Here is a 22,636-nt window from a genome sequence, read left to right on the forward strand (position 1 = left end):
TCCGGGATTCGCCTACAACCCGAGGGACTTCGCGATAATCACCTTCATAACCTCGCTCGTACCTGCATAAATACGGGCCACACGCGCATCCGTGTAGAGCCGCGCGATCGGATACTCCATCATGTAGCCGTAACCACCGAAAAGCTGAAGGCATCGGTCGACCACGCGCGCCTGCATTTCAGTGCAGAACAACTTGACCCGCGCAGCGTCAGCACCTGACAACTCGCCGTCGACCAGATCGAGTACCGCGCGATCGATCATCGTCTGCCCGGCCTCGACCTCAGCCGACATCGCAGCCAATTCGAACTTCGTATTCTGGAACGACGCAACGGGCGTCCCGAAGGCCTTACGCTCCTTGACGTACTCGATCGTTGCCGTCACCGCGGCCCGAGCCTGAGCCACCGAACCCACGGCAACAGTCATCCGCTCCTGTGGAAGATTGCGACCGAGGTAACCGAACGCGGCGCCCTCGTCCCCCAATCTGTTGGCGACAGGCACTCGCACATTGTCGAACGACAACTCGACTGTGTCTTGAACCTTGCAACCCATCTTGTCGAGAACACGCCCACGGGTAAACCCGGGCATTCCATCCTCGACGACCAACAGCGACAGACCGGCGCGCCGATTCTCCGGATCCGTCGACGTGCGGGCGACCACGATCACGAGATCGGCGAGCAGCCCGCCGGTAATGAATGTCTTGGCACCATTGATGACGTACTCGTCCCCGTCGCGCACCGCAGTGGTGCGCACGCCCGCAAGATCCGAACCGGTACCCGGTTCCGTCATCGCAATTGCCGACAGAAGGGTTCCCGCCGCCAATCCGGGGAACCAGCGTGATCGCTGCTCGTCATTAGCGTAAGCAAGGAAATACGGGAGAATTACATCGAGTTGTGTGCGAACCGTGCTCAGTGTGACCAGAGCGCGCGCCGACTCCTCCTGCAAGATGACGTTGTATCGATAGTCGGGCATCCCCGCTCCCCCGTATTCCTCGGGGATCGCGGTACCGAGCAGCCCCAACGAGCCGAGTTGTTCGAAAGTCGCCCGCGGCATCTGGCCGGCCTTTTCCCACGACGGATACTCGGGGACAACGTGCTTCTCGATGAAATCGCGGGCGAGCTTACGGAATGACTCGTGATCGGGAGTGAACACTTCTCTACGCATTTTGTCTCTTCCTCACACAGCCAGTTCGACGAGCGTGGCGTTTGCGGTGCCGCCACCCTCACACATTGTTTGCAATCCGTACTGAATTCCGTTGTAGCGCATGTGATGGATCATTCGAGTCATCAAAACCGCTCCGGAACCACCGAGCGGATGTCCGAGCGCGATCGCGCCGCCGAGGGGGTTGACCAATGCCGGATCCGCACCGGTTTCCGCGAGCCACGCCAGCGGCACCGACGCGAAGGCTTCGTTGACCTCGAACACTCCGACCTCGTTCAGGTCGACCCGCGCCTTCTTCAAAACCTTCTCCGTTGCCGGAATCGGACCGGTGAGCATGAGCACCGGATCGGAGCCGGTCACGGCGCCTGCGCAGTAGCGAACGATCGGCGTCAATCCGAGCTGGCGTGCCCGCTCCGGCGTCGTCACCAACAGTGCTGCGGCGCCGTCGGAAATCTGCGACGAGTTACCCGCGTGAATGACTCCGTCATCGGCGAATGCAGGCTTCAACTTCGCGAGAGTCTCCACCGAGGTTCCGCGGCGAATACCTTCGTCGATCGAGACAACTCCGGAATCAGTTGTCACCGAAACGATCTGGCTTTCGAAAGCGCCGTCATCCTGGGCCGCGGCGGCGCGCTCGTGTGAGAGGGCGGAGAACTCGTCGAGATGTGTACGCGTGAGAGCCCACTTCTGTGCGATGGCCTCGGCCGACAATCCCTGATTGAACGAGAAATTGTCATAGCGCTCGAAGACTTTGGGACCATAGGGCTGCCCGGACGCCTTGGCCGCGCCCAGCGGAACCCGACTCATGACCTCGACGCCACCCGCGACAACAACATCCTGCTGACCCGACATGACTGCGTGCACCGCAAAATCGAGTGCCTGCTGACTCGAACCGCACGCTCGGTTGACCGTCGTACCCGGGATGGACTCGGGCCATCCCGCCGCGAGTACCGAGTAGCGGCCGATATTGCTCGACTGGTCGCCGACCTGGGAGACGCAACCCCAGATCACGTCGTCGACGACGCCGGGATCGATACCGGTGCGCTCGGCCAGGGCAGCGAGGACCACTGCAGACAAGTCCGCCGGATGCACGCTCGACAACCCGCCGTTGCGCTTACCCACCGGAGTCCGAACTGCTTCGGCGATTACAACTTCACGCATGTCTCTCCACTCTCCGAACTGATTCTGTTCAACTACCGATTCGCGGCACGGCCCAGCGGCCGGCAAATCGAGGTTCACGTTTCTCCGCGAACGCGGCGTACGCCTCCGGTGCGTCGGAGGTACCGAAATTCATTGCCTGCGCGCGTGCCTCGTTGGCGAGCGCATCCCGCATCGTGCGGTCGGCGCCTTCGTTCAACAACGATTTACTCTGCGCCAGTGCGATAGGTGGTCCTGACGCCAAACGCTGTGCCAGCTCGCGCGCATATCCGTCGATCTCCGATTGCGGCACAACCCAGGTCACCAAACCGAGAGCCTCGGCTTCCGCGGCGCCGATGGTCTCGGCGAGCAATACAAGGCGTTTGGCCTGTTGCAGACCGACAAGTTTCGGCAGCAGCCATGATCCGCCGAGGTCCAATGACAACCCACGCTTGGAGAAGATCTGCGAAAACGTCGATTCGGGCGTGGCCACCACCAGGTCGCACCCGAGCGCCAGATTCCACCCTGCACCGACGGCCACCCCGGACACCTTGGCGACGGTCGGTATCGGCAGTTCGTGGAGCAGCAGGGCAACATCGGTGAGGACGCGCAACTTGTGCATGGGGTGGATATCGGCGATTTCCGACAGATCCGCGCCCGAACAGAACGCACCGCCTGCCCCCTCGATGACCAACGCCCGGACGTCGCGGTTGGTCTCGAGGGACACCAGCGAATCACGCAGCGCTGCCCATAGTTCCGGGTTGATCGCATTCTTACGGTGCGGACGGTTGAGCGTCAGTGTCCGAACACCGTCGCGGTCGTCGCTCAGCAGGACGGGGCCGGGCGCCACCGATGTGTTTTTCTCGTGCGCCATCAGAAGTACGCCGGTCCGATCGCGCCGCCGCCGCGCAACGCGGCGATGTCGTCTCCGGTGAAACCGAAGTCCGCGAGCACACGATCCGTGTGCTGACCGAGTCCCGGTACCGCCCCCATCGGCGGATCGAAGCCGGCGATGATCGGCGGCGGCAGCAGTGCCTCGATCGGACCGGCAGATGTGTCGACCTGCCGCCAGCGGTCACGAGCACTCAGTTGTGGGTGCTCGAGCACTTCGCTGGGGAGGTTGTAGCGAGAGTTTCCGATTCCGGCCGCGTCGGCAGTCTTCTGAATGTGCTCGAGATCGTGTTGACCACACCACGATTCGATGGCCTCATCGAGAATGTCCCGATGACGGACCCTCCCGGAGTTGCCGGCAAACCGTGTGTCGTCCGCCAGGTCGGGACGCTCCAGTATCTCGCGGGCAAGTCGCTGCCATTCACGGTCGTTTGTCGTGCCGAGAACAACCGTCTGCCCGTCTCGGGTCCCGTACGAACCGTACGGCGATACGGCAGGCGAACTCATCCCCAACGGTTGCTGATCGATCCCCGAGTACTTCGTGTACGTGAGCGGGTAGCCCATCAACTCCGTCATGGTGTCGAACAGACTCACCGACACCGACGACAGTTCGCCTCCGTTTCCACGCCCCTTACCGCACAATAGCGCCAGGATCGACAGCGCCGCATACAGTCCCGAGGAGATATCGGCGACGGGCGGTCCGGGTTTTGCCGGCTCACCCGGGCGTCCGGTCACGGCACAAGCACCGGACTCTGCCTGGACGAGAAGGTCGTACGCCCGCTTGTGCGACAGCGGACCGCCGGCGCCGTAGCCGTCGATTTCCACCGTGATCAGATCCGGATGCCGTTCGGCCAGATCACTCGCCGACAGACGAAGTCGTGCCATCGCACCGGGCGCCAAGTTCGACACCAACACGTGAGCCTTGTCCAACAGCCTGTGCATGGTTTCGATCCCGGCCTCGGATTTCAAGTTCAGCGTGACCGATTCCTTACCGCGATTGGCCCAGACAAAATGTGCGGCAAGACCATTCACGACGTCGTCGTAGTCTCGCGCAAAATCGCCTCCCTGCGGATTCTCGACCTTGATGACGCGGGCACCGAAATCCGCCAACGTACGCGTACACATCGGAGCAGACACGGCTTGCTCCAACGTCACCACGGTAATTCCCGCGAGCGGCCCCCCTGATGTAGCAGAGGAGCCCGCGGCAGGCTCCGAATCCGACATCACATCACCATGCCACCATCCACCGGCAGCACCTGCCCGGTGACGAAGGACGAGGCATTCGATGCCAGGAACACAAAGGCACCCGCGATTTCCTCGGGCTCGGCCCAGCGGCGCAAAGGGATTCGCGTCATCATGTTGGCAGCGAACTTCTCGTCGGTGCGGATGGTCTCGGTCATCGGCGTTGCAGCCAGGGGAGCGAGTGCGTTGACCAGGATGTTCTTGCGCGCCAGTTCCCGAGCCAACGACTTGGTCAGGCCGATGATCCCGGCCTTCGCGGCCGAGTAGTTCACCTGACCGAGCGTTCCGGTGATTCCGGCCGAGGACGTCACGTTGATGATTCGCCCCGTCCCGTCGGTAGCCAGGAACGGCAAAGCTGCCTGCGAACAATGGAATGCGCCGAGCAGGTGGATGTCGAGCATCCGCTGGAACGAATCCTGCGCCAGATCCTTGAACATCGCGGGCGCGGTCACTCCGGCATTGTTTACCAGGATGTGCAGCTTTCCCTCGGTGAAACCGGCGGCACGCGCCACTGCAGCGTCGGCGGCGGCACGGTCCCTGACGTCGAGGGCAAAACTGTCCGCCTTGCCGCCGGCCGCCGTAATACGTTCTGCAACAGCAGCTGCCGCGTCGCCGTCGACGTCGGTGACCAGCACGGTCGCTCCCGCCGTCGCAAACGCCCGCGCAACGGCGGAGCCGATACCGCCGGCCGCGCCGGTGACCAGTGCTGATCGTCCCGTCAAGTCGAACATCGGATTGGTTGCGGTCATCAGTAGCTCCTCGGCATTCCCAAAGTATGTGATCCCAGATAGTTCAAAATCATTTCCTGGCTGATGGGTGCAATCCGCATCAGTCGGGCCTCACGGAAGTAGCGGGCGACGTGGTATTCCTCGGAATAGCCCATCCCACCGTGAGTTTGCAGTGCTCGGTCCGCAGCGGCAAAACCAGCCTCGGCACACAGATATTTGGCCGTGTTGGCTTCGCGACCGCACTGATTTCCCTGGTCGTACAACCAGGTTGCCTTGCGCAGCACCAGTTCTGCGGCATCAAGATGTGCAAGCGCGTCCGCAAGCGGAAACTGAATGCCCTGATTCATGCCGATCGGCCGACCGAATACCTCACGCTCGTTGGCGTACTTCACTGCCTTCTCGAGTGCCACCCGGCCGATGCCGAGTGCCTCGGATGCGATGAGCATGCGTTCCGGATTCAAGCCGTCCAGGAGGTACGAGAACCCCTTACCTTCCTCGCCAACCCTGTCTTCGACGGGAATCCGCAGATTGTCGATGAACAACTCGTTGGACGTGACGGCGTTTCGGCCCATCTTCGCGATCGGCCGGATGTCGACACAACTGCGGTCCAGATCGGTCAGGAACAACGTCATTCCGTCGGTCTTCTTCTTGACGTCGTCATAACGCTCGGTGCGCGTCAGCAGCAGAATCTTCTCGGATTCAAGTGCTTTCGAGATCCACACCTTACGTCCGTTGACCACGTAGTGGTCTCCGTCGCGCTTGGCGAAGGTCGAGATTCGAGATGTGTCCAAACCGGCGCCGGGTTCCGTCACTCCGAAGCAGACGTGCAGGTCACCTGACGCGATACGCGGCAATGTTCTTGCTTTGAGTTCATCGGATCCGTGGACGACCACCGGGTGCATGCCGAAGATGGACAGGTGAATCGAGCTCGCGGCGTTCATGCCGCCGCCGGACCTGGCCACCTCTTCGAGAAGTATTGTGGCTTCGGTGATTCCGAGCCCATGACCGCCGTATTCCTCGGGGATGGTCATTCCCAGCCAACCGCCCTCGGCGATGGCGTTGTAGAACTCGACGGGGAACTCGTGCGCCCGGTCCTTCTCCATCCAGTACTGATCGTCGAACTTCTTCACCAATTCAGCGACCGACTTGCGGATCAATTCCTGATCCTCGGTCAGTTCGAAATTCATACCGCCGGACACAATCGACTCCTCTGCTGTGCATCACCTGAAGGCTCGTCGGTGCGGCGCCCGGTTGCCCGAACTCCCCGCACCGACTTTCGTTGCTGTTTACGTGTTCAATCGGAGGCGGGGAGCGCGTTGGCAGCCTTGAGGGTCATGGCAACGCCGTCGCAGCTCAGTTCACCCACGCCGGACGACGTGCACAGCACTTCGAGGCTCTGATTGGCGTCTACATAGCGTTTCCCGATGAGCGTGACAGCATCGGCGACTGTCGAGGCGGCCGCCTTCCCCGGCGCAGCGGGAACCATTGGGCTGCCCCCACAGGCGATTACAGGGTTTCCGGTTGCAGGTGCGCGGACGACGATCACCCGCGTAGTGCACACGGAACTGGCGAGCTGGCCTCCCGGCCGCAAAGGTATTGGTGCGGTCATGGTGAACCTCCCTTTTCGATAGGTCGATCGCCGAGCAGGGCCGAACCTGTGGGCGCCTGGTGTCGACGCGAAGAAATCAGGCCGAGCCGACAGGTACTCGTCGGTGGATCGTCCAAATTGACGACTTCCTAGGAAATTATATTCTCCATACTAGAGAATCAAGCTCTCTTTGACTATTCGCAGGAGGAAAAATGTCAGGACAGCGTCGTGGAACCGCCATCGCCATGACGGAGGAGGAACGCAATACATTCCTCTCCACACAGCCGATCTGCCGAGTGGCAACAGTCGGCCAGAGCGGAAGGCCGCACGTCAGTGCCCTGTGGTTCGTCTGGGACGGAACTTCTCTCTGGCTCAATTCCCTCACCCGAAGCAGACGGTGGACCGATCTCGAACTCGATCCCCGGGTAAGTGTCATCGTCGACGAGGGAGATACGGACTTCCTCGGCTTACGCGGCGTTGAGCTGGAAGGAAAGGCTCGCCAGGTAGGTGAAATACCTCGCCGCGGGGAACCGGACGACACATTGACCACCCCCGAGCGCCTGTTTGCCGACAAGTACATAGGCGACGGCGGGAACTTCAGTTACGACGGCCGGCACGGCTGGCTCCAACTCGTTCCCGAGAACATCGTGAGCTGGGATTTCTCCAAACTCCGGCGATAGCGGTTGACTACTGACATTCGTATATGGCAGTCTGAATTTCGTTGTTGAGAATCACATTCTCATTAGAGAGAGTGCATCCTTCAGAAATCTGTACCAGCCGAACCAGCCGCAGCGCACAGCCAATTCACGCTTCGGCATCGCGGCGGAACACGAACATGAGAACGAGAGGTAGACCGTGCCACACTTCGCCAAACCGGCCGCGGGAAGCTGGACCGAACAGTATCCCCACCTCGGCACCGCACCCGTCGACTACACCGACTCCATCGACCCCGAACACTACGAAGCCGAACGCGAAGCAATCTTCAAACGCACCTGGCTCAACGTCGGACGCGTCGAACGAGTCCCCCGCACCGGCAGCTACTTCACCAAAGAACTCGCCGCCGTCAACACCTCCCTCATCATCGTCAAAGGCGCCGACGGAACCATCCGCGCATTCCACAACGTCTGCCGACACCGCGGAAACAAGCTGGTATGGAACGAAATCCCCGGCGACGAAACCTCAGGCACCTGCCGCCAATTCACCTGCAAATACCACGCCTGGCGCTACGACCTCGACGGCAAACTCTCCTTCATCCAACAAGAAGGCGAATTCTTCGACGTCGACAAGCAGGACTACGGACTCGTCGAAGTCACCTGCGAAACCTGGCAAGGCTTCATCTTCGTCAACCTCAACCCCCAGCAAAGCCTCGAGGAATACCTCGGCCCCATGCTCAAGGGCGTCGAAGGCTACCCCTTCCACGAAATGACCGAGGTCTACAGCTACCGCGCCGAAATCGGCAGCAACTGGAAACTCTTCATCGACGCATTCGCCGAGTTCTACCACGCCCCCATCCTGCACCAGAAGCAGGCAACCAAGGCCGAAGCAGACAAACTCGCCGCCACCGGCTTCGAAGCACTCCACTACGAACTCGACGGACCCCACTCCCTCATCTCCTCATGGGGTGGAATGGCACCGCCGAAAGACCTCAACATGGTCAAGCCCATCGAACGCGCACTCCGCAGCGGCCTCTTCGGCCCCTGGGACCGCCCCGACATCGAAGGCCTCGACCCCCTACCCCCCACACTCAACCCCGCCCGCCACGCAGCCTGGGGCGAAGACAGCTTCACCATCTTCCCCAACTTCATGCTCCTCATCTGGGCACCAGGCTGGTACCTCACCTACCACTACTGGCCCACCGCAGTCGACAAACACATCTTCGAAGCCAGCCTCTACTTCGTACCCCCCAAGAACACCCGCGAACGACTCGCCCACGAACTCGCCGCAGTCACCTTCAAGGAATACGCACTCCAAGACGCGAACACCCTCGAAGCCTCACAAACAATGATGGCCACCCGCACCGTCACCGAATTCCCCCTCTGCGACCAAGAACTCCTCATCCGCCACCTCCACCACACCGCACGAACACACGTCAAGGAGCACCGCGATGCCACTACCAACTGACTTCGCCGACCTCGAACGCTTCGCCGACTGGATCCTCCCCACCGAAGGCGAACGCTACGCAAAACGCCTCGCCTCCACCATGCCCGAAATGCAAGAGTTCTACGACGCCGCCTTCAACCGACTCGAAGACGCCATCACCTACTGCGACAAATTCCCCCTCGACGACCTCCCCGACGACGCACGAGCACTCGTACACCTCATGCAATCCTTCGTCATGGTCACCTTCCCCATCGAAGTCTGGAAACAACCCCGCGTCCCCGACAGCGGCGCCGCCTACGTAGCCGTCACCGTCGAACCCGTCGTCTGAGTACCTAGACCCGGACTCCGGCGAAAGTAGTTGGGAAGCAAGCAAAACTGTACAGACCGTAGCGTCCGGCATGCATATCTTCACGCATGCCGGGCGTTGCGGTCTTTTCATTTTCGCCAGCACAACCCGGGATCTCGAAATATGTTGCACCACAATGCACAATTACGGACACAATTTTATCGCCACTGCATAGGATACGAATACTCTTGCAACAGAACGCAATTCTTGACAATTGACGGCACACTGGGAAGCATCGGGATCGCCGCCACAATCGAAGGACCTATGCGATGGCACTCTTTCCCAAACCCGCCGAAGGAAGCTGGACCCAGCACTATCCGGATGTCGGAACCGGGCCGGTGTCCTACCAGGACTGCATCTCGCCCGAGTTCTACGAAGCCGAACGCGAGGCCGTTTTCAAGCAGGCGTGGCTCAACGTCGGTCGCGTCGAGGACGTCACCGACAACGGTCGCTATTTCACCAAGGAAATCGAGGTCGCCAATACCTCACTCATCATCGTGCGCGATCTGGAGGGACAGGTTCGCGCCTTCCACAACATCTGCCGTCACCGCGGAAACAAGTTGGTGTGGAACGAGATTCCCAGCGCGGAGACCAGTGGTTCCTGCCGCGCCTTCACCTGCAAGTACCACGCGTGGCGCTACTCACTCGACGGGTCGCTGACGTTCGTGCAGCAGGAGGGCGAGTTCTTCGACTTGGACAAGGCCGATTACGGACTGGTCCCGGTGCACTGCGACGTCTGGGCAGGGTTCATCTTCGTCAATCTCGCAAAGGAACCGCCCACTACTCTCACCGAGTTCCTCGGCTCGATGATCACAGATCTGGCGGGATATCCGTTCGAGGAGATGCCCGAGCGCTACGATTTCAGCGCCGACATCGACTGCAACTGGAAGGTTTTCCTGGACGCATTCCAGGAGTACTACCACGTCCCGTCGCTGCATACCCAGGAAGCGACTCCCGACGCCAGACCCCAGATGATGAAGGGTTTCGAGGCTCCGCACTATCAACTCGACGGACCCCATCGAATGGTGTCGACGTCCAGCGTTCCGCGTCGCCTGTGGCCGGCCAATTTCCAGTACCCGATCGAAATGGAAACGCGCAGCGGATTGTTCGGACCGTGGAACGAGCCCGATCTCGGAGGCGAGATGTCCGGAACCAATCCTGGACGCATCAAGGCGTGGGCGGCCGACAATTTTCAGATCTTCCCCAACCTGGAAATCTTGATCTGGGCCAGCGGGTGGTATCTCGTCTACCGCTACTGGCCTACGTCACACAACACGCACCGGTTCGAGGGCACACTCTTCTTCCCACCGGCCAAAACCGCCAGTGACCGCGCTGCGCAGGAATGCGCCGTTGTCATGTTCAAGGAGTTCGCTCTGCAGGATGCGGGTACCCTCGTCGGAACTCAGCAGGGTCTCGATGCACTGGGCAGCTCGAGCGACTTCCCGCTCAACGACCAGGAACTTCTCGTCCGACATTTCCACAAATCCATTGCCGACTGGGTCGCGAGCTACCAAGGTTCCGGGGTGAACGTATGACGACAATCAATCCTCTTCTGCCTGACGAATTCTCGGAACTCGAGAGTTTTGCCGCCGCGTGGTGTCTCGAGACGGAGGCAGAACGCTGGAATATGCGGATGGCAAGCAGCATGGCAACGATGCAGGCGTTCTACGACGCCGGATTCCCCGTACTTCAAGACGCACTTGCCTACTGCGACAAGTTTCCGCTCGACGACCTCCCCGAGGACGCGCGCAATCTGCTCCGCCTGGTGCACTCCGTCATCATGGTCGCGATGTGCGTCGAAATCTGGCATCAGCCCAAGGTGGTGGACGGCGGCGACGCCATCCTGCACCGTCTCACCGAACCATCCTTCTGAAAATTCCCACTGTTCGAAATGACCCACTGACTCAGGTGAGCAGCCCCTCACCTCAAGAATCGAGACATACGCGCGAGCAATGTCGCGGGAAACGGTGTAGCCATGACCGACTTCGAGACCAAGAACTTCTTCAAGGACGACGATCTTGTCGTGGACCCGTATCCGTACTTCGAGGCGATGCGCGGCGAATGCCCCGTCAAGCGCGAACCGCACCACAATGTAGTCATGGTGACCGGGTACGAGGAAGCCGTGGAGGTACTGCAGGACAGCGTGACATTCTCGTCGTGCACGTCGGTTACCGGTCCGTTTCCGGGTTTCCCGGTACCGCTCGAAGGCGACGACGTCTCGGAATTGATCGAACTGCACCGCCACAAGCTCCCGATGAACGATCAGCTACCGACACTCGATCCCCCGGTACACACCGACCACCGCGCGCTGCTCATGCGATTGATCACTCCCAAGCGCCTCAAGGAGAACGAGGACTGGATGTGGACCCTCGCAGATCGGTTGCTGGACAAGGCACTCGAGGGCGGCGAAGGTGAATTCATCAGCGAGTTCGCGCTGCCGTATGCGTTGTTGGCCATCGCCGATCTGCTCGGTGTTCCCGAGGACGATCGGAACAATTTTGTTCGCAATCTCGGACAACCGCACGGCGGTGGCGGCGGCGGCGTCGGAAGCACCGGCGACGACACGATGGCACACACCCCGATGGAGTTCCTGTACGCACAGTTCACCGCCTACGTCGAGGACCGTCGCCGCGAACCACGTGACGACGTCATGACCGGTTTGGCCACAGCGACGTTCCCGGACGGCTCGACCCCCGATGTCGCAGACGTCGTACATGTTGCTGCCAATCTCTTCTCGGCCGGCCAGGAAACCACGGTCCGCCTGCTCAGCTCCGCACTGAAGATTCTTGCCGAAGAGCCGGAGCTCCAAGCACTTCTACGCAGGGAACGCGACCGCATTCCCAACTTCATCGAAGAGACACTGCGGATCGAAAGCCCGATCAAGGGCGATTTCAGGCTCTCTCGAGTTCCCACAACCATTGGCGGAGTGGATATCCCGGCGGGTACCACGGTAATGTTGGTCAACGGCGCCGCCAATCGCGATCCGCGTCAGTTCCCGGATGCTGCGACGTTCGACATCGATCGACCCAATTCCCGGACACACATCGCCTTCGGCCGCGGCATTCACAGCTGCCCCGGTGCTCCACTCGCACGTACGGAAGCCCGGATTTGCCTCGAGCGCCTTCTGGACCGAACCACGGACATCAGAATTTCGGAAAGCGTTCACGGAACTGCGGATAACCGTAATTTCCAGTATGTTCCGACGTTCATCCTCCGCGGTCTCACCAACCTGAATCTCGAGTACACGCTCGCCGAGGGGGAAGGCCGATGAAGGTTTCGGTCGACCCGGACGGGTGCAAGGGACACGGCGTCTGCCTCACCATCGCCCCTGAGGTCTTCACTCTCACCGACGACGGTTACGCCGAGGCGATTGCCGACGAGGTTCCGGCAGGCTCGGAAGGTGCAGTTCGCGACGCTGTCTCGAACTGCCCTGAGCGCGCAATCACCTTGACCTGAGATCACTTTCAACCATCAATCACGTCTACCAGGAGTACGCAATGCCCAAGGGATATGTCATCTTGACCGAAGCCGTCAAGGACGAAGCCGGCATGAATGCCTATGGCCGGGCGTCTGCGCCCTCACTGGCAAAGGGCGGCGCCACAGTTCTGTCGGTCGAGACGACGCCTCGCGTACTCGAGGGCGATTGGCACGGCGACCGGACCGTTGTACTCGAGTTCGCATCGGTCGAGGCGGCTCGCACTTGGTACGAGTCCGACGAGTACCAGGAGGCAAAGGTGCTGCGCGAGAATGCTGCCGAGACCAACGCCGTGATCCTGTCAGGATTCGAGATGCCGAGTCGCCGTGGGTGATGTCGGCCTCTAACGGGTCGAGCAGACCCTGAATCTCACGCGGTGTTCGTTTGTCGAACACCGCGTGTTTTTTGTGTGTAGACCGACCGAACCCGGCCAACGTTGACGACGAGTGAGGACTGTGGAAATATTGCGCTCAGTTAAAGAGAATGTGATTCTCAAAGATGAGATCGAAAATATTGCAGCTTTCGATGACAGCAAAGGAAACGAACGTCTGATGCGGCTATCTCCGTTACCCGAAGCAGATTGGGACGACCAGGTTCGCTTGTCGTTGCGCGGAATGCTTCCCCGTGAGCGGCAGAACCCGGAAGGTGCCGGACCGGCCCTGTCCACCTTGGTGAATCACCCCGAGTTGACCAGGGACTTCCTCATCTTCAGCACGCGAATGCTGTACCGCAACAGCCTTCCGCCCCGCCTGCGCGAACTGGCGATCCTGAGGGTTGCAACGCGCCGAAACTGCGCTTACGAGAAGACCCATCACATCATCATCGCCCAGGAAGAAGCAGGCTTGACGCTGGCCGAGGTCGAATCGGCCATACGCGGCGAAGCCCTCGTCGAACCCGACATCACAGTACTGCGCGCCGTCGAAGAACTCGAAGTCGATTCGATCGTCTCCGACGAGACCTGGGCTGCACTCAGCGAGTATTTCGACAAACGACAACTGATGGATTTTGTCTTCACCGTCGGCTGCTATGGCCTGATGGCCATGGCCTTCAACTCATTTGGCATCGAGCCAGACCACGAAAGCGAGTAGACCGTGCCACACTTCGCCAAACCGGCCGCGGGAAGCTGGACCGAACAGTATCCCCACCTCGGCACCGCACCCGTCGACTACACCGACTCCATCGACCCCGAACACTACGAAGCCGAACGCGAAGCAATCTTCAAACGCACCTGGCTCAACGTCGGACGCGTCGAACGAGTCCCCCGCACCGGCAGCTACTTCACCAAAGAACTCGCCGCCGTCAACACCTCCCTCATCATCGTCAAAGGCGCCGACGGAACCATCCGCGCATTCCACAACGTCTGCCGACACCGCGGAAACAAGCTGGTATGGAACGAAATCCCCGGCGACGAAACCTCAGGCACCTGCCGCCAATTCACCTGCAAATACCACGCCTGGCGCTACGACCTCGACGGCAAACTCTCCTTCATCCAACAAGAAGGCGAATTCTTCGACGTCGACAAGCAGGACTACGGACTCGTCGAAGTCACCTGCGAAACCTGGCAAGGCTTCATCTTCGTCAACCTCAACCCCCAGCAAAGCCTCGAGGAATACCTCGGCCCCATGCTCAAGGGCGTCGAAGGCTACCCCTTCCACGAAATGACCGAGGTCTACAGCTACCGCGCCGAAATCGGCAGCAACTGGAAACTCTTCATCGACGCATTCGCCGAGTTCTACCACGCCCCCATCCTGCACCAGAAGCAGGCAACCAAGGCCGAAGCAGACAAACTCGCCGCCACCGGCTTCGAAGCACTCCACTACGAACTCGACGGACCCCACTCCCTCATCTCCTCATGGGGTGGAATGGCACCGCCGAAAGACCTCAACATGGTCAAGCCCATCGAACGCGCACTCCGCAGCGGCCTCTTCGGCCCCTGGGACCGCCCCGACATCGAAGGCCTCGACCCCCTACCCCCCACACTCAACCCCGCCCGCCACGCAGCCTGGGGCGAAGACAGCTTCACCATCTTCCCCAACTTCATGCTCCTCATCTGGGCACCAGGCTGGTACCTCACCTACCACTACTGGCCCACCGCAGTCGACAAACACATCTTCGAAGCCAGCCTCTACTTCGTACCCCCCAAGAACACCCGCGAACGACTCGCCCACGAACTCGCCGCAGTCACCTTCAAGGAATACGCACTCCAAGACGCGAACACCCTCGAAGCCTCACAAACAATGATGGCCACCCGCACCGTCACCGAATTCCCCCTCTGCGACCAAGAACTCCTCATCCGCCACCTCCACCACACCGCACGAACACACGTCAAGGAGCACCGCGATGCCACTACCAACTGACTTCGCCGACCTCGAACGCTTCGCCGACTGGATCCTCCCCACCGAAGGCGAACGCTACGCAAAACGCCTCGCCTCCACCATGCCCGAAATGCAAGAGTTCTACGACGCCGCCTTCAACCGACTCGAAGACGCCATCACCTACTGCGACAAATTCCCCCTCGACGACCTACCCGACGACGCACGAGCACTCGTACACCTCATGCAATCCTTCGTCATGGTCACCTTCCCCATCGAAGTCTGGAAACAACCCCGCGTCCCCGACAGCGGCGCCGCCTACGTAGCCGTCACCGTCGAACCCGTCGTCTGACCCGATCTTCCGATCGTCTGATCTTCAAGGGACTGAACATGATCACACTCAAAGCAGCGGGAATGCTCGACGTCGACAGCGGCGAGATCGTCCGGCCGGCCGTCATCAAGGTCGACGAAGGCAAGATCGTCGGAATAGGCGGAACACCCGAAGGAGAAATCGTCGATCTCGGCGACCAGATTCTTCTTCCCGGCCTCATGGACATGGAGGTCAACCTCTTGATGGGTGGGCGCGGCGAAAAGCCGGTCTACTCAACGGTTCAGGATGATCCCCCGCTCCGCATGCTGCGTGCCGTGGGTAACTCGCGCCGCACTCTGCGCGCAGGTTTCACCACTGTTCGCAACCTGGGACTGTTCGTGAAGACCGGGGGCTACCTGCTCGACGTGGCTCTCGGCAAGGCAATCGACGCAGGCTGGGTCGACGGACCTCGGATCATCCCGGCCGGCCACGCGATCACTCCCACAGGCGGCCACCTGGATCCGACGATGTTCGCGGCGTTCGCGCCGGGCGTGTTGGACCTGACTATCGAAGAGGGCATCGCCAACGGTGTCGACGAGTGCCGTAAGGCTGTTCGCTACCAGATCAAGCACGGCGCTCAGCTGATCAAGGTCTGCGTTTCGGGTGGAGTCATGTCGCACACCGGACTACCTGGTGCGCAACACTATTCCAACGAGGAACTGCGCGCGATCGTGGACGAGGCGCACCGACGCGGTCTGCGTGTCGCGTCGCACACGCACGGCGCGGAAGCTGTGAAGGCGGCAATCGAAGCCGGCATCGACTGCATCGAGCACGGCTTTCTCGTCGACGACGAGGCCATCGCGATGATGGTCGAGCATGGCACCTTCCTGGTGCCGACCACACGCCTGGCCGATGCCATGGATACTTCCAAGGCCGCACCGGAGCTCCAGGCCAAGGCGGCCGAAATGTTCCCGCGCGCACGCCTTTCGGTCAAGGCCGCATACGACGCCGGTGTGAAGATCGCCGTAGGCACCGATGCGCCGGCGATCCCGCACGGAAAGAATGCCGACGAACTGGTTGCGCTCGTCTCTCGCGGCATGAGCAACATCTCGGTGTTGCGTGCGGCCACCACCGTCGCGGCAGATCTCATCAACGTCACCGACCGTGGCCGTCTGGCCGAAGGTCTACTGGCCGACATCATCGCGGTACCCGGAGATCCGTTGGAGGACATCACGGTTACACAGCGCGTCGGCTTCGTCATGAAGGGTGGAAAGATTTATGTCAACAACTGACGAGATCATGGAGATCTCGCAACTTCTCGCTCGCTATGCGGTCAACATGACCAAGGGCGATGTCGACGGTGTTGTCGCAGTGTTCACTCCGGACGGCACGTACAGCGCTTTCGGCGACAAGTACCCGCTCGACGAGTTTCCCGCACTGGTTGCGGCCGCTCCCCAGGGGCTGTTCATGACGGGGACGCCGGTCGTCGAATTCACCGGTGCCGACACGGCAACCGGAAGCCAGACGCTGTGTTTCGTCGATCATGCAACACACGACATGCGGATCGGCTACTACAGTGACACGTACCTTCGCACCGAGGACGGGTGGCGACTGCAGACGCGGGCGATGACGTTCCTGCGCCGCAACGGCGATCACGATTCGGGTATTCCTCACGCCTTTGATCGTCCGGGGGCATGAACGTCCCCGAATTTCGGTCGGCCGTTGCGACCTGGCTGACCGAAAACGATCTGTCCCCCGGAACCGATCATTCGCTCGACGGCCAGGTAGAACAGCTCGCCCGTGTACGAGCTGCACTGTTCGACGCAGGTTGGATGCGGTACGGCTGGCCGGAGGAGGTCGGCGGACTCGGCGGGCCCGCCGTCCTGCGTGCGGTGCTCGGCGAGGAAGTTGCGACCCGCGGCCTCGCCGAACCCGGCATCTACTCGATGATCGAAGTCCTTGCTCCCACAATGATTTCGTATGCTCGCCCGGAGTTGGCAGCGGAGATGGTTCCGCACCTACTCAGTGGACGTGAGCAATGGTGCCAGGGCTTCTCCGAACCCGGTTCGGGTAGCGACCTTGCGTCGCTGAGCACCCGGGCAGTTCAAGACGGGGACAACTGGGTTGTCAACGGCCAGAAGGTCTGGACGTCCTTGGCTCAGTACTCGGCGCGGTGTGTCCTGCTCACCCGTACCGGGCCGGGGCACGACGGAATTACCGCGTTCTTCGTGGACATGGACACCCCGGGCATCACCGTCCGGCCGCTGCGCACCATGCACGGAGTCGACGAGTTTGCCGAGGTCTACTTCGACGACGTCGTCGTTCCGGCGGACCGAATGCTCGGCAAGCCGGGCGACGGTTGGCGAGTGGCGATGGATCTGCTGCCCCATGAGCGTTCTACGTGCTTCTGGCATCGGATTGCCTACCTGTTCTCGCGTCTGGATCAGTTGATCGCCGAATCCGACACAAACGCAACAGATGACGCCGAACTCGGTGCCGCCTACCTGGCACTGCACACCGTGCGAGCCCGGTCCCTTGCAACGCAGACCCGGTTGGCGGAGGGCGCAAAGATCGGCCCGGAGACGTCGATCGACAAGGTGCTGCTGGCGACCTCCGAGCAGCAGTTGTTCGATACCGTGCGCGACTTGTTGCCCGGCACCATCGAACTCGACGAGACGCCATGGCGGTCGGAGTTCCTGTACTCGCGTGCAGCCACCATCTACGGCGGTACGGCTGAAATTCAGCGCAACATCATCGCGCGGCGACTGCTGGATCTGGGGAAGGAATGAGCATGCACGACGACGAGCTGAATCTGCTCACCGAAACGCTGCACAAGACGATGCTCAGTGTGTCCGGCACCGAACTCGATGCGGCCATGACCGAACTCGGCTGGATCGAGATGCTCACCGAAATGCCCGATACAGCAGTGCCCCTGGTATTTCGGCTCCTCGGCGAGACCGGCGCCCATGCACCACTGATCAACGATGTGGTCTTAGCCGATACCGCACTCAGTCTGCCCGCCGGCGGTACCGTCGCGCTGCCGTACTCCGGTGGGCGCTGGGTCCGGTGGGAGCGGAGCGAGGGACCCGGAACAACGTTGGACACCGATGTTCCGCTCCGCGTCGTAGAGGCCGGTGATACCGTCCCGCTCGCGGCAGGTCGCCGGGCACTCGGATGGTGGTTGGTGGGTACCAGTCGCGCAATGCTCGACCTCGCCCGCACCCATGCCTTGAACCGCATGCAGTTCGGTAAGCCGGTGGCATCGTTCCAGGCTGTTCGCCATCGGCTTGCCGAGACGCTGGTCGCCATCGAGGGCGCGGAAGCAACGCTGAATACCGCGACCGACGACCTCGGCTCACTTCTCGCGAAGGCCGCGGCCGGCAAAGCTGCACTGACAACAGCCCGCCACTGCCAGCAAGTACTCGGAGGGATCGGTTTCACTGCCGAGCACGACCTTCACCGTCACGTCCGCCGAGCCATGCTTCTCGACGGATTACTCGGCAGTGCACGGGAACTGACCCGTGAGGCGGGGGCAATCATCCGCACTCACGGATGTGCTCCGCGTCTGACGCAACTGAGCTGAGCTGACACACAAGTCAGGTCGTCGGCGGAGGCGCGTCACGAAAGAGCGCCTCCGCCGACACCGCCAGGCGCCCGTCCACGGTGATCTCACCGTGAGCGCGGGGCTTCTCGTCCGTATTCCTCATCTGACAACCGGTGATCACAATGTCTTCGAAGAGCGGAAGAGGCTGGTGGTAGCGCACCACCAGTTCCTCGATCTGGGTGCGTTCCTCCGGGTGTGCCAGGGCGAGTACGTGATCGAGCATCAGCGCCGACATCCCACCGTGCACAAGTCCTTGCGGCCCCTGGTAGGGCAGGCCAAGCGAACCGGTCGCCCTGACACTGCCGTCCGGCAATCTCTCCATCTTCAGAGGCGGCGCGAGGGCATTGCCTCTCCCACACACAGGGTCATGGAACTCCGCTGGTCCAGTGTTTCTCTCGAGCGCCTCCTCGATGCGGTCCAGTTCGTCGGCTATCGCGACCACGGCCGGCTCGTTCTCGTCCACACGCAGGAGAAGATCAGTCAATCGTCGCAGCCCGTCCGCCGTGTCGTCGATCAGCGACGGGGTAATACCTTCAGCCCTGTCGATCTTGGCCACGAGGTCCTCTTTCACGTGGAATGATGAACAGACCCTCTGCACTCACGCACAGGTCGTGTTCCCACCAGATTTCCCCACGGCACCACGACTTTCGGCCGTCGACATAGACGTGCCAGGCTCGCACCGTCAGGTCGCGGCCCACCGGCATCGGGTGATGGTAGCGAAGCGTCAACCCTGCTGTCATGGCGGGGACACCTGCTGCCATGTTCGCCTCCGCCAGGGCAACGTCGAGGACCATAGCAGCAAAGCCCTCATGCACTACTCCGAGTGAGCTCTGATACGCGGCCGAGAAATTGACAGTTCCCTCATTACCATCGCCGATGTGACGCAAGTGCAGCGGCGCGGCAAGCACATTGGCGGAGCCGACAACCGGACTGTATCGGATGATTCTGCCGATAGTGTTCATCTGATACACCCGCTCGGCGGCAGAGCAGGAGCGAGCCTCGAGATCATCGGCAAGAGCCCTGATCCGAGAAGCCACGGCGGAGAGTCCCGGCATGTCGGAGCGGGCGGTCGCTACAGCCGCCGTCAGCCGTCGCACGGACGCAGCAGCTCGGGCAACCTGATCCGACTCCTGCGGTGCCACTGTGTCCACGTCGCACCTCATCCGTTTCCTCTCAGACAGTTACGGTGTTACAGGGGTTGCCATTTCAGCGAGAAGATCGGTGGTGCGGCGAACGGATTCCTTCCGGTCCGCGCCGACGGGGAATACGGCAGCCCAGATATCTGTGGCGCCGGCATCCACCAGAGACTGCAACTGAGCGCGTACCGATCGAGCGTTGCCGACAATCGCCACATCCGCCGGGCTGCTTGCGCCGCCGGCATCGAGAACCCTTTGGTAGTTCGGCATTCCGGCATACGCGGTGGCGTTTGCCGCAACAGCGGCACGAGCTTCGTCGGCATCGTCGTGAACTGCCACCGGCAGCCCGGCAACAATTCGAGGCGTTGGGCGACCCGCAGATTCCGCAGCAGCATGTAACGCGGGAGCAATGTGGGAATCGATCACCTTGCCCGACGCCATCCATAGCACCGTTCCGGCGGCGTATTGCCCCGCCACCCGCAACATGCGGGGCGACATGGCGGAGAGCAGCACCGGCACGTCGTGGACGACCTTGGCCATCCGGCCGGCACTGCGCGTCGACCAGTCCGCGCCGCGGAAGTCGACGTCTTCACCGCGAAGCAGTGCGGTGACGATCTGTACATATTCTTCGGTATTGCGCCCCGGGCGATCGTAGGACAAGCCGTACACGTCCCGGACCAGCGATTCGTGCGAAGGCCCGAGTCCCAATGTGAATCCCTTGCGTCCCATGGCCTCTGATACGGCTGCAACGCGATTCGCCTGCAGCAGCGGATGGCACGGATAGGTCTGCAGAACAGCAGTTCCGAGCTCGATCGACGTCGTGGCCCGCCCCGCTACCGCAAGGGCGGTCAGCGGATCACCGGCGACTGTGCTGGCATACCAGAGTGAGGTAAAACCGTCTGCCTCTGCTCGTTGCGCTTGCTGGACGATTTTGTCGGTGGACGAAGCGCCGCCGGTCAATCCGATTCGCATGATTCCTCCAAGGTTGGAGTGGCTGATCCTGGCCGCCTTCTGGCGCGAATCATGCTGCCAGAGAATTGGGTTGGCCTCGACGGAGAAAGATGTCCGCCGGTTGAATCACGCCACGATTGGACTATACAACTGTATAGTCCAATACGTCTATCGCGGCAGACTTCCCTGCCGACATCACATCAGCTGAAATGAGCAGAGGATGACCCTCGACAACTCCCCCGAGACCCAGCAGTTCGAGAACCAGCAATTCGAGACGCTGCAGAAAGATGTCCGCTATCTCATGGATCGCACCGCGATTCTGGACTGCATCAGTCGGCACGCCCGCGGATGCGATCGTCACGACATCGATCTCATCACCGCCGCGTACCACGACAACGGCGTCGACGAACATGGGTTCGCAACCAATACGGGCCCCGAATACGGCGATTGGGCGAACACTGCCCACGCCGAAACCTCGAAGGTACACACGCACAACATCACCACGCACTCGTGCGACATCGACGGCGAGGCCGCACATGCCGAAAGCTACGTCATCGTTGTCCTCGTCGGCAGTGACGGCAAGAGCGCGCAATTCATCAGCGGACGCTATCTCGATCGCCTGGAACGGCGAGAGGGGCAGTGGCGCATTGCAGTTCGGCGATCAACCGTCGAGGCAATGTTCGTCGCCGACGCACGGGTGCTGCAATCACCCTTCTTCACCGAGAAGGGCTACCTCGTCGGCACCCGCGACCGCGAGGATTTGTCGTACGAACGTCCGTTGACGTTGGAGAAGCCGGCGCCCGCAAGGTGGTAATGACCCTGTGCGCCTTTCCGGTAGCTCGAACTACCAGAAAGGCGCACAGGGCAGAAGGCCCTACTTGATCTTTTCCTTCATCTCGTCCAGCTTCACCAGGATCGGGTAGCCCGAAACGCTCAGAGCGTTACCGTGACCGGTCTGGTGGATGTCGAACACCGACTGAACGGCAGCGTAGAAGCCCTGCACGTCGAGTGTCTGGTTGACTGCGCGCTTGGCCTGACGGAGGCCGAAGGACGGCATCTCGGCGATCTGCAAGGCCATGGCGCGTGCCTCGGCGTCGAGCTGATCGCGCGGCACCACCTTGTTGACCATGCCGGTCTTCTCAGCCTCTTCGGCCGTCACCGGACGACCGGTGAAGAGGATTTCCTTTGCCTTACGGGCGCCGAGTTCCCAGGTGTGACCGTGGTATTCGACGCCGCCGATTCCCATGAGCGCAACCGGATCGGAGAACAAGGCGTCCTCGGACGCAATGATCAGGTCGCACGGCCAGCACAGCATCAACCCACCCGCGATGATGCGGCCCTGAACAGCCGCGATCGACGGCTTGGGAGTGTTGCGCCAGCGCAACGTGTATTCCAGGTATCTACGGCTTTCGGCGCGGTAGATCCATTCCAAGGTGATCTCCTTGGGCGATGGCCAACGATCATTGAGGTCGTGACCGGCCGAAAAGTGCTTGCCCTCAGCACGAACCACGATCACCGCGACATCGTCGTCCTCGGCCGCACGGGTCCAGGCTGCGTCGAGTTCGTCGAGCAACTGCATGTTCTGGACGTTCGCAACTTCGGGACGGTTGAGGGTGATGGTCGCAATCTTGTCGGCCACCTCGTAGAGAATGTACATG

27 protein-coding genes are annotated in these 22,636 nt (G+C 61.2%); 16 read left to right on the forward strand and 11 right to left on the reverse strand.

Annotated features, from left to right (window positions below; genetic code table 11):
* Nucleotides 1-12: 12 nt before the first annotated feature.
* The 7 genes from FFI94_RS25680 to FFI94_RS25710 all read right to left on the reverse strand — a co-directional run bounded on the left by FFI94_RS25680 (nucleotide 13) and on the right by FFI94_RS25710 (nucleotide 6,765).
* Nucleotides 13-1,161 carry an acyl-CoA dehydrogenase family protein gene (locus FFI94_RS25680; RefSeq protein ID WP_138870294.1) on the reverse strand — a complete coding sequence of 383 codons (1,149 nt, stop codon included), beginning with the start codon at nucleotides 1,159-1,161 and terminating at the stop codon, nucleotides 13-15.
* A 12-nt stretch (nucleotides 1,162-1,173) separates the two neighbouring features.
* Nucleotides 1,174-2,319, reverse strand: coding sequence for a thiolase family protein (locus FFI94_RS25685; RefSeq protein ID WP_138870295.1), 1,146 nt, complete (start codon nucleotides 2,317-2,319; stop codon nucleotides 1,174-1,176).
* 28 nt (nucleotides 2,320-2,347) lie between these two features.
* Nucleotides 2,348-3,169 (reverse strand): enoyl-CoA hydratase/isomerase family protein, encoded by an 822-nt coding sequence (locus tag FFI94_RS25690; RefSeq protein ID WP_138870296.1) that lies wholly within the window; start codon nucleotides 3,167-3,169, stop codon nucleotides 2,348-2,350.
* On the reverse strand, nucleotides 3,169-4,410 hold the full coding sequence (locus FFI94_RS25695; RefSeq protein ID WP_138870297.1) for a CaiB/BaiF CoA-transferase family protein: 1,242 nt from the start codon (nucleotides 4,408-4,410) through the stop codon (nucleotides 3,169-3,171). The genes FFI94_RS25690 and FFI94_RS25695 overlap by 1 nt, the downstream gene beginning before the upstream one ends.
* A complete protein-coding gene (locus FFI94_RS25700) occupies nucleotides 4,410-5,177 on the reverse strand; it encodes an SDR family NAD(P)-dependent oxidoreductase (RefSeq protein ID WP_033231789.1) in 768 nt (255 codons plus the stop codon). The genes FFI94_RS25695 and FFI94_RS25700 overlap by 1 nt, the downstream gene beginning before the upstream one ends.
* On the reverse strand, nucleotides 5,177-6,343 hold the full coding sequence (locus FFI94_RS25705; RefSeq protein WP_033231878.1) for an acyl-CoA dehydrogenase family protein: 1,167 nt from the start codon (nucleotides 6,341-6,343) through the stop codon (nucleotides 5,177-5,179). Before FFI94_RS25705 ends, FFI94_RS25700 begins: the two co-directional genes overlap by 1 nt.
* Nucleotides 6,344-6,450: 107 nt before the next feature.
* Nucleotides 6,451-6,765, reverse strand: coding sequence for a hypothetical protein (locus FFI94_RS25710; RefSeq protein WP_138870298.1), 315 nt, complete (start codon nucleotides 6,763-6,765; stop codon nucleotides 6,451-6,453).
* 191 nt (nucleotides 6,766-6,956) lie between these two features.
* Here FFI94_RS25710 and FFI94_RS25715 point away from each other — a divergent pair, with 191 nt between their 5' ends.
* From FFI94_RS25715 to FFI94_RS25785, 15 genes are all read left to right on the forward strand, one after another.
* Nucleotides 6,957-7,424 carry a pyridoxamine 5'-phosphate oxidase family protein gene (locus tag FFI94_RS25715; RefSeq protein ID WP_138870299.1) on the forward strand — a complete coding sequence of 156 codons (468 nt, stop codon included), beginning with the start codon at nucleotides 6,957-6,959 and terminating at the stop codon, nucleotides 7,422-7,424.
* A 175-nt stretch (nucleotides 7,425-7,599) separates the two neighbouring features.
* Complete coding sequence (locus FFI94_RS25720; protein WP_033237420.1) at nucleotides 7,600-8,865, forward strand: aromatic ring-hydroxylating dioxygenase subunit alpha; 1,266 nt, start codon at nucleotides 7,600-7,602, stop codon at nucleotides 8,863-8,865.
* Entirely contained in the window at nucleotides 8,849-9,172 is a 324-nt protein-coding gene (locus tag FFI94_RS25725) for a hypothetical protein (RefSeq protein WP_138870300.1), read from the forward strand. Before FFI94_RS25720 ends, FFI94_RS25725 begins: the two co-directional genes overlap by 17 nt.
* Before the next feature lie 287 nt (nucleotides 9,173-9,459).
* On the forward strand, nucleotides 9,460-10,725 hold the full coding sequence (locus FFI94_RS25730) for an aromatic ring-hydroxylating dioxygenase subunit alpha (protein WP_138870301.1): 1,266 nt from the start codon (nucleotides 9,460-9,462) through the stop codon (nucleotides 10,723-10,725).
* The gene (locus FFI94_RS25735) at nucleotides 10,722-11,063 is read left to right on the forward strand and encodes a hypothetical protein (RefSeq protein WP_138870302.1); all 342 of its coding nucleotides are present in this window, start codon (nucleotides 10,722-10,724) and stop codon (nucleotides 11,061-11,063) included. Before FFI94_RS25730 ends, FFI94_RS25735 begins: the two co-directional genes overlap by 4 nt.
* A 102-nt stretch (nucleotides 11,064-11,165) precedes the next feature.
* Nucleotides 11,166-12,461 carry a cytochrome P450 gene (locus FFI94_RS25740; RefSeq protein WP_138870303.1) on the forward strand — a complete coding sequence of 432 codons (1,296 nt, stop codon included), beginning with the start codon at nucleotides 11,166-11,168 and terminating at the stop codon, nucleotides 12,459-12,461.
* Complete coding sequence (locus tag FFI94_RS25745) at nucleotides 12,458-12,646, forward strand: ferredoxin (RefSeq protein WP_092803479.1); 189 nt, start codon at nucleotides 12,458-12,460, stop codon at nucleotides 12,644-12,646. The genes FFI94_RS25740 and FFI94_RS25745 overlap by 4 nt, the downstream gene beginning before the upstream one ends.
* Before the next feature lie 41 nt (nucleotides 12,647-12,687).
* The gene (locus FFI94_RS25750; protein WP_138870304.1) at nucleotides 12,688-12,999 is read left to right on the forward strand and encodes a DUF1330 domain-containing protein; all 312 of its coding nucleotides are present in this window, start codon (nucleotides 12,688-12,690) and stop codon (nucleotides 12,997-12,999) included.
* 217 nt (nucleotides 13,000-13,216) lie between these two features.
* Nucleotides 13,217-13,753 carry a carboxymuconolactone decarboxylase family protein gene (locus FFI94_RS25755; protein WP_138870305.1) on the forward strand — a complete coding sequence of 179 codons (537 nt, stop codon included), beginning with the start codon at nucleotides 13,217-13,219 and terminating at the stop codon, nucleotides 13,751-13,753.
* A gap of 3 nt (nucleotides 13,754-13,756) precedes the next feature.
* Nucleotides 13,757-15,022, forward strand: coding sequence for an aromatic ring-hydroxylating dioxygenase subunit alpha (locus FFI94_RS25760; RefSeq protein ID WP_033237420.1), 1,266 nt, complete (start codon nucleotides 13,757-13,759; stop codon nucleotides 15,020-15,022).
* A complete protein-coding gene (locus tag FFI94_RS25765) occupies nucleotides 15,006-15,329 on the forward strand; it encodes a hypothetical protein (protein ID WP_138870300.1) in 324 nt (107 codons plus the stop codon). The genes FFI94_RS25760 and FFI94_RS25765 overlap by 17 nt, the downstream gene beginning before the upstream one ends.
* Before the next feature lie 38 nt (nucleotides 15,330-15,367).
* Nucleotides 15,368-16,579, forward strand: coding sequence for an amidohydrolase family protein (locus FFI94_RS25770; RefSeq protein ID WP_138870306.1), 1,212 nt, complete (start codon nucleotides 15,368-15,370; stop codon nucleotides 16,577-16,579).
* A complete protein-coding gene (locus FFI94_RS25775) occupies nucleotides 16,566-16,985 on the forward strand; it encodes a nuclear transport factor 2 family protein (RefSeq protein WP_045064773.1) in 420 nt (139 codons plus the stop codon). The genes FFI94_RS25770 and FFI94_RS25775 overlap by 14 nt, the downstream gene beginning before the upstream one ends.
* Nucleotides 16,982-18,076, forward strand: coding sequence for an acyl-CoA dehydrogenase family protein (locus FFI94_RS25780; RefSeq protein WP_138870307.1), 1,095 nt, complete (start codon nucleotides 16,982-16,984; stop codon nucleotides 18,074-18,076). Before FFI94_RS25775 ends, FFI94_RS25780 begins: the two co-directional genes overlap by 4 nt.
* Entirely contained in the window at nucleotides 18,073-18,870 is a 798-nt protein-coding gene (locus tag FFI94_RS25785) for an acyl-CoA dehydrogenase family protein (protein WP_185993320.1), read from the forward strand. The genes FFI94_RS25780 and FFI94_RS25785 overlap by 4 nt, the downstream gene beginning before the upstream one ends.
* A gap of 13 nt (nucleotides 18,871-18,883) precedes the next feature.
* Here the strand turns inward: FFI94_RS25785 and FFI94_RS25790 are convergent, their stop codons facing one another.
* From FFI94_RS25790 to FFI94_RS25800, 3 genes are read right to left on the reverse strand one after another with little or no spacing between them, the layout of a single operon-like run.
* Complete coding sequence (locus FFI94_RS25790) at nucleotides 18,884-19,447, reverse strand: PaaI family thioesterase (RefSeq protein ID WP_138870309.1); 564 nt, start codon at nucleotides 19,445-19,447, stop codon at nucleotides 18,884-18,886.
* Nucleotides 19,425-20,042, reverse strand: a complete 618-nt coding sequence (locus FFI94_RS25795; protein WP_185993321.1) for a PaaI family thioesterase — start codon at nucleotides 20,040-20,042, stop codon at nucleotides 19,425-19,427. Before FFI94_RS25795 ends, FFI94_RS25790 begins: the two co-directional genes overlap by 23 nt.
* A 30-nt stretch (nucleotides 20,043-20,072) precedes the next feature.
* The gene (locus tag FFI94_RS25800; protein WP_138870311.1) at nucleotides 20,073-20,999 is read right to left on the reverse strand and encodes a TIGR03564 family F420-dependent LLM class oxidoreductase; all 927 of its coding nucleotides are present in this window, start codon (nucleotides 20,997-20,999) and stop codon (nucleotides 20,073-20,075) included.
* Between the two features lie 199 nt (nucleotides 21,000-21,198).
* Here FFI94_RS25800 and FFI94_RS25805 point away from each other — a divergent pair, with 199 nt between their 5' ends.
* Complete coding sequence (locus FFI94_RS25805) at nucleotides 21,199-21,792, forward strand: nuclear transport factor 2 family protein (RefSeq protein ID WP_138870312.1); 594 nt, start codon at nucleotides 21,199-21,201, stop codon at nucleotides 21,790-21,792.
* 60 nt (nucleotides 21,793-21,852) lie between these two features.
* On the opposite strand, the gene FFI94_RS25810 is transcribed toward FFI94_RS25805, so the two are convergent.
* On the reverse strand, nucleotides 21,853-22,635 hold the full coding sequence (locus FFI94_RS25810; protein ID WP_033236979.1) for an enoyl-CoA hydratase: 783 nt from the start codon (nucleotides 22,633-22,635) through the stop codon (nucleotides 21,853-21,855).
* Nucleotide 22,636: the final 1 nt, after the last annotated feature.

Source organism: Rhodococcus sp. KBS0724 (assembly GCF_005938745.2).
Taxonomy (GTDB): domain Bacteria; phylum Actinomycetota; class Actinomycetes; order Mycobacteriales; family Mycobacteriaceae; genus Rhodococcus_F.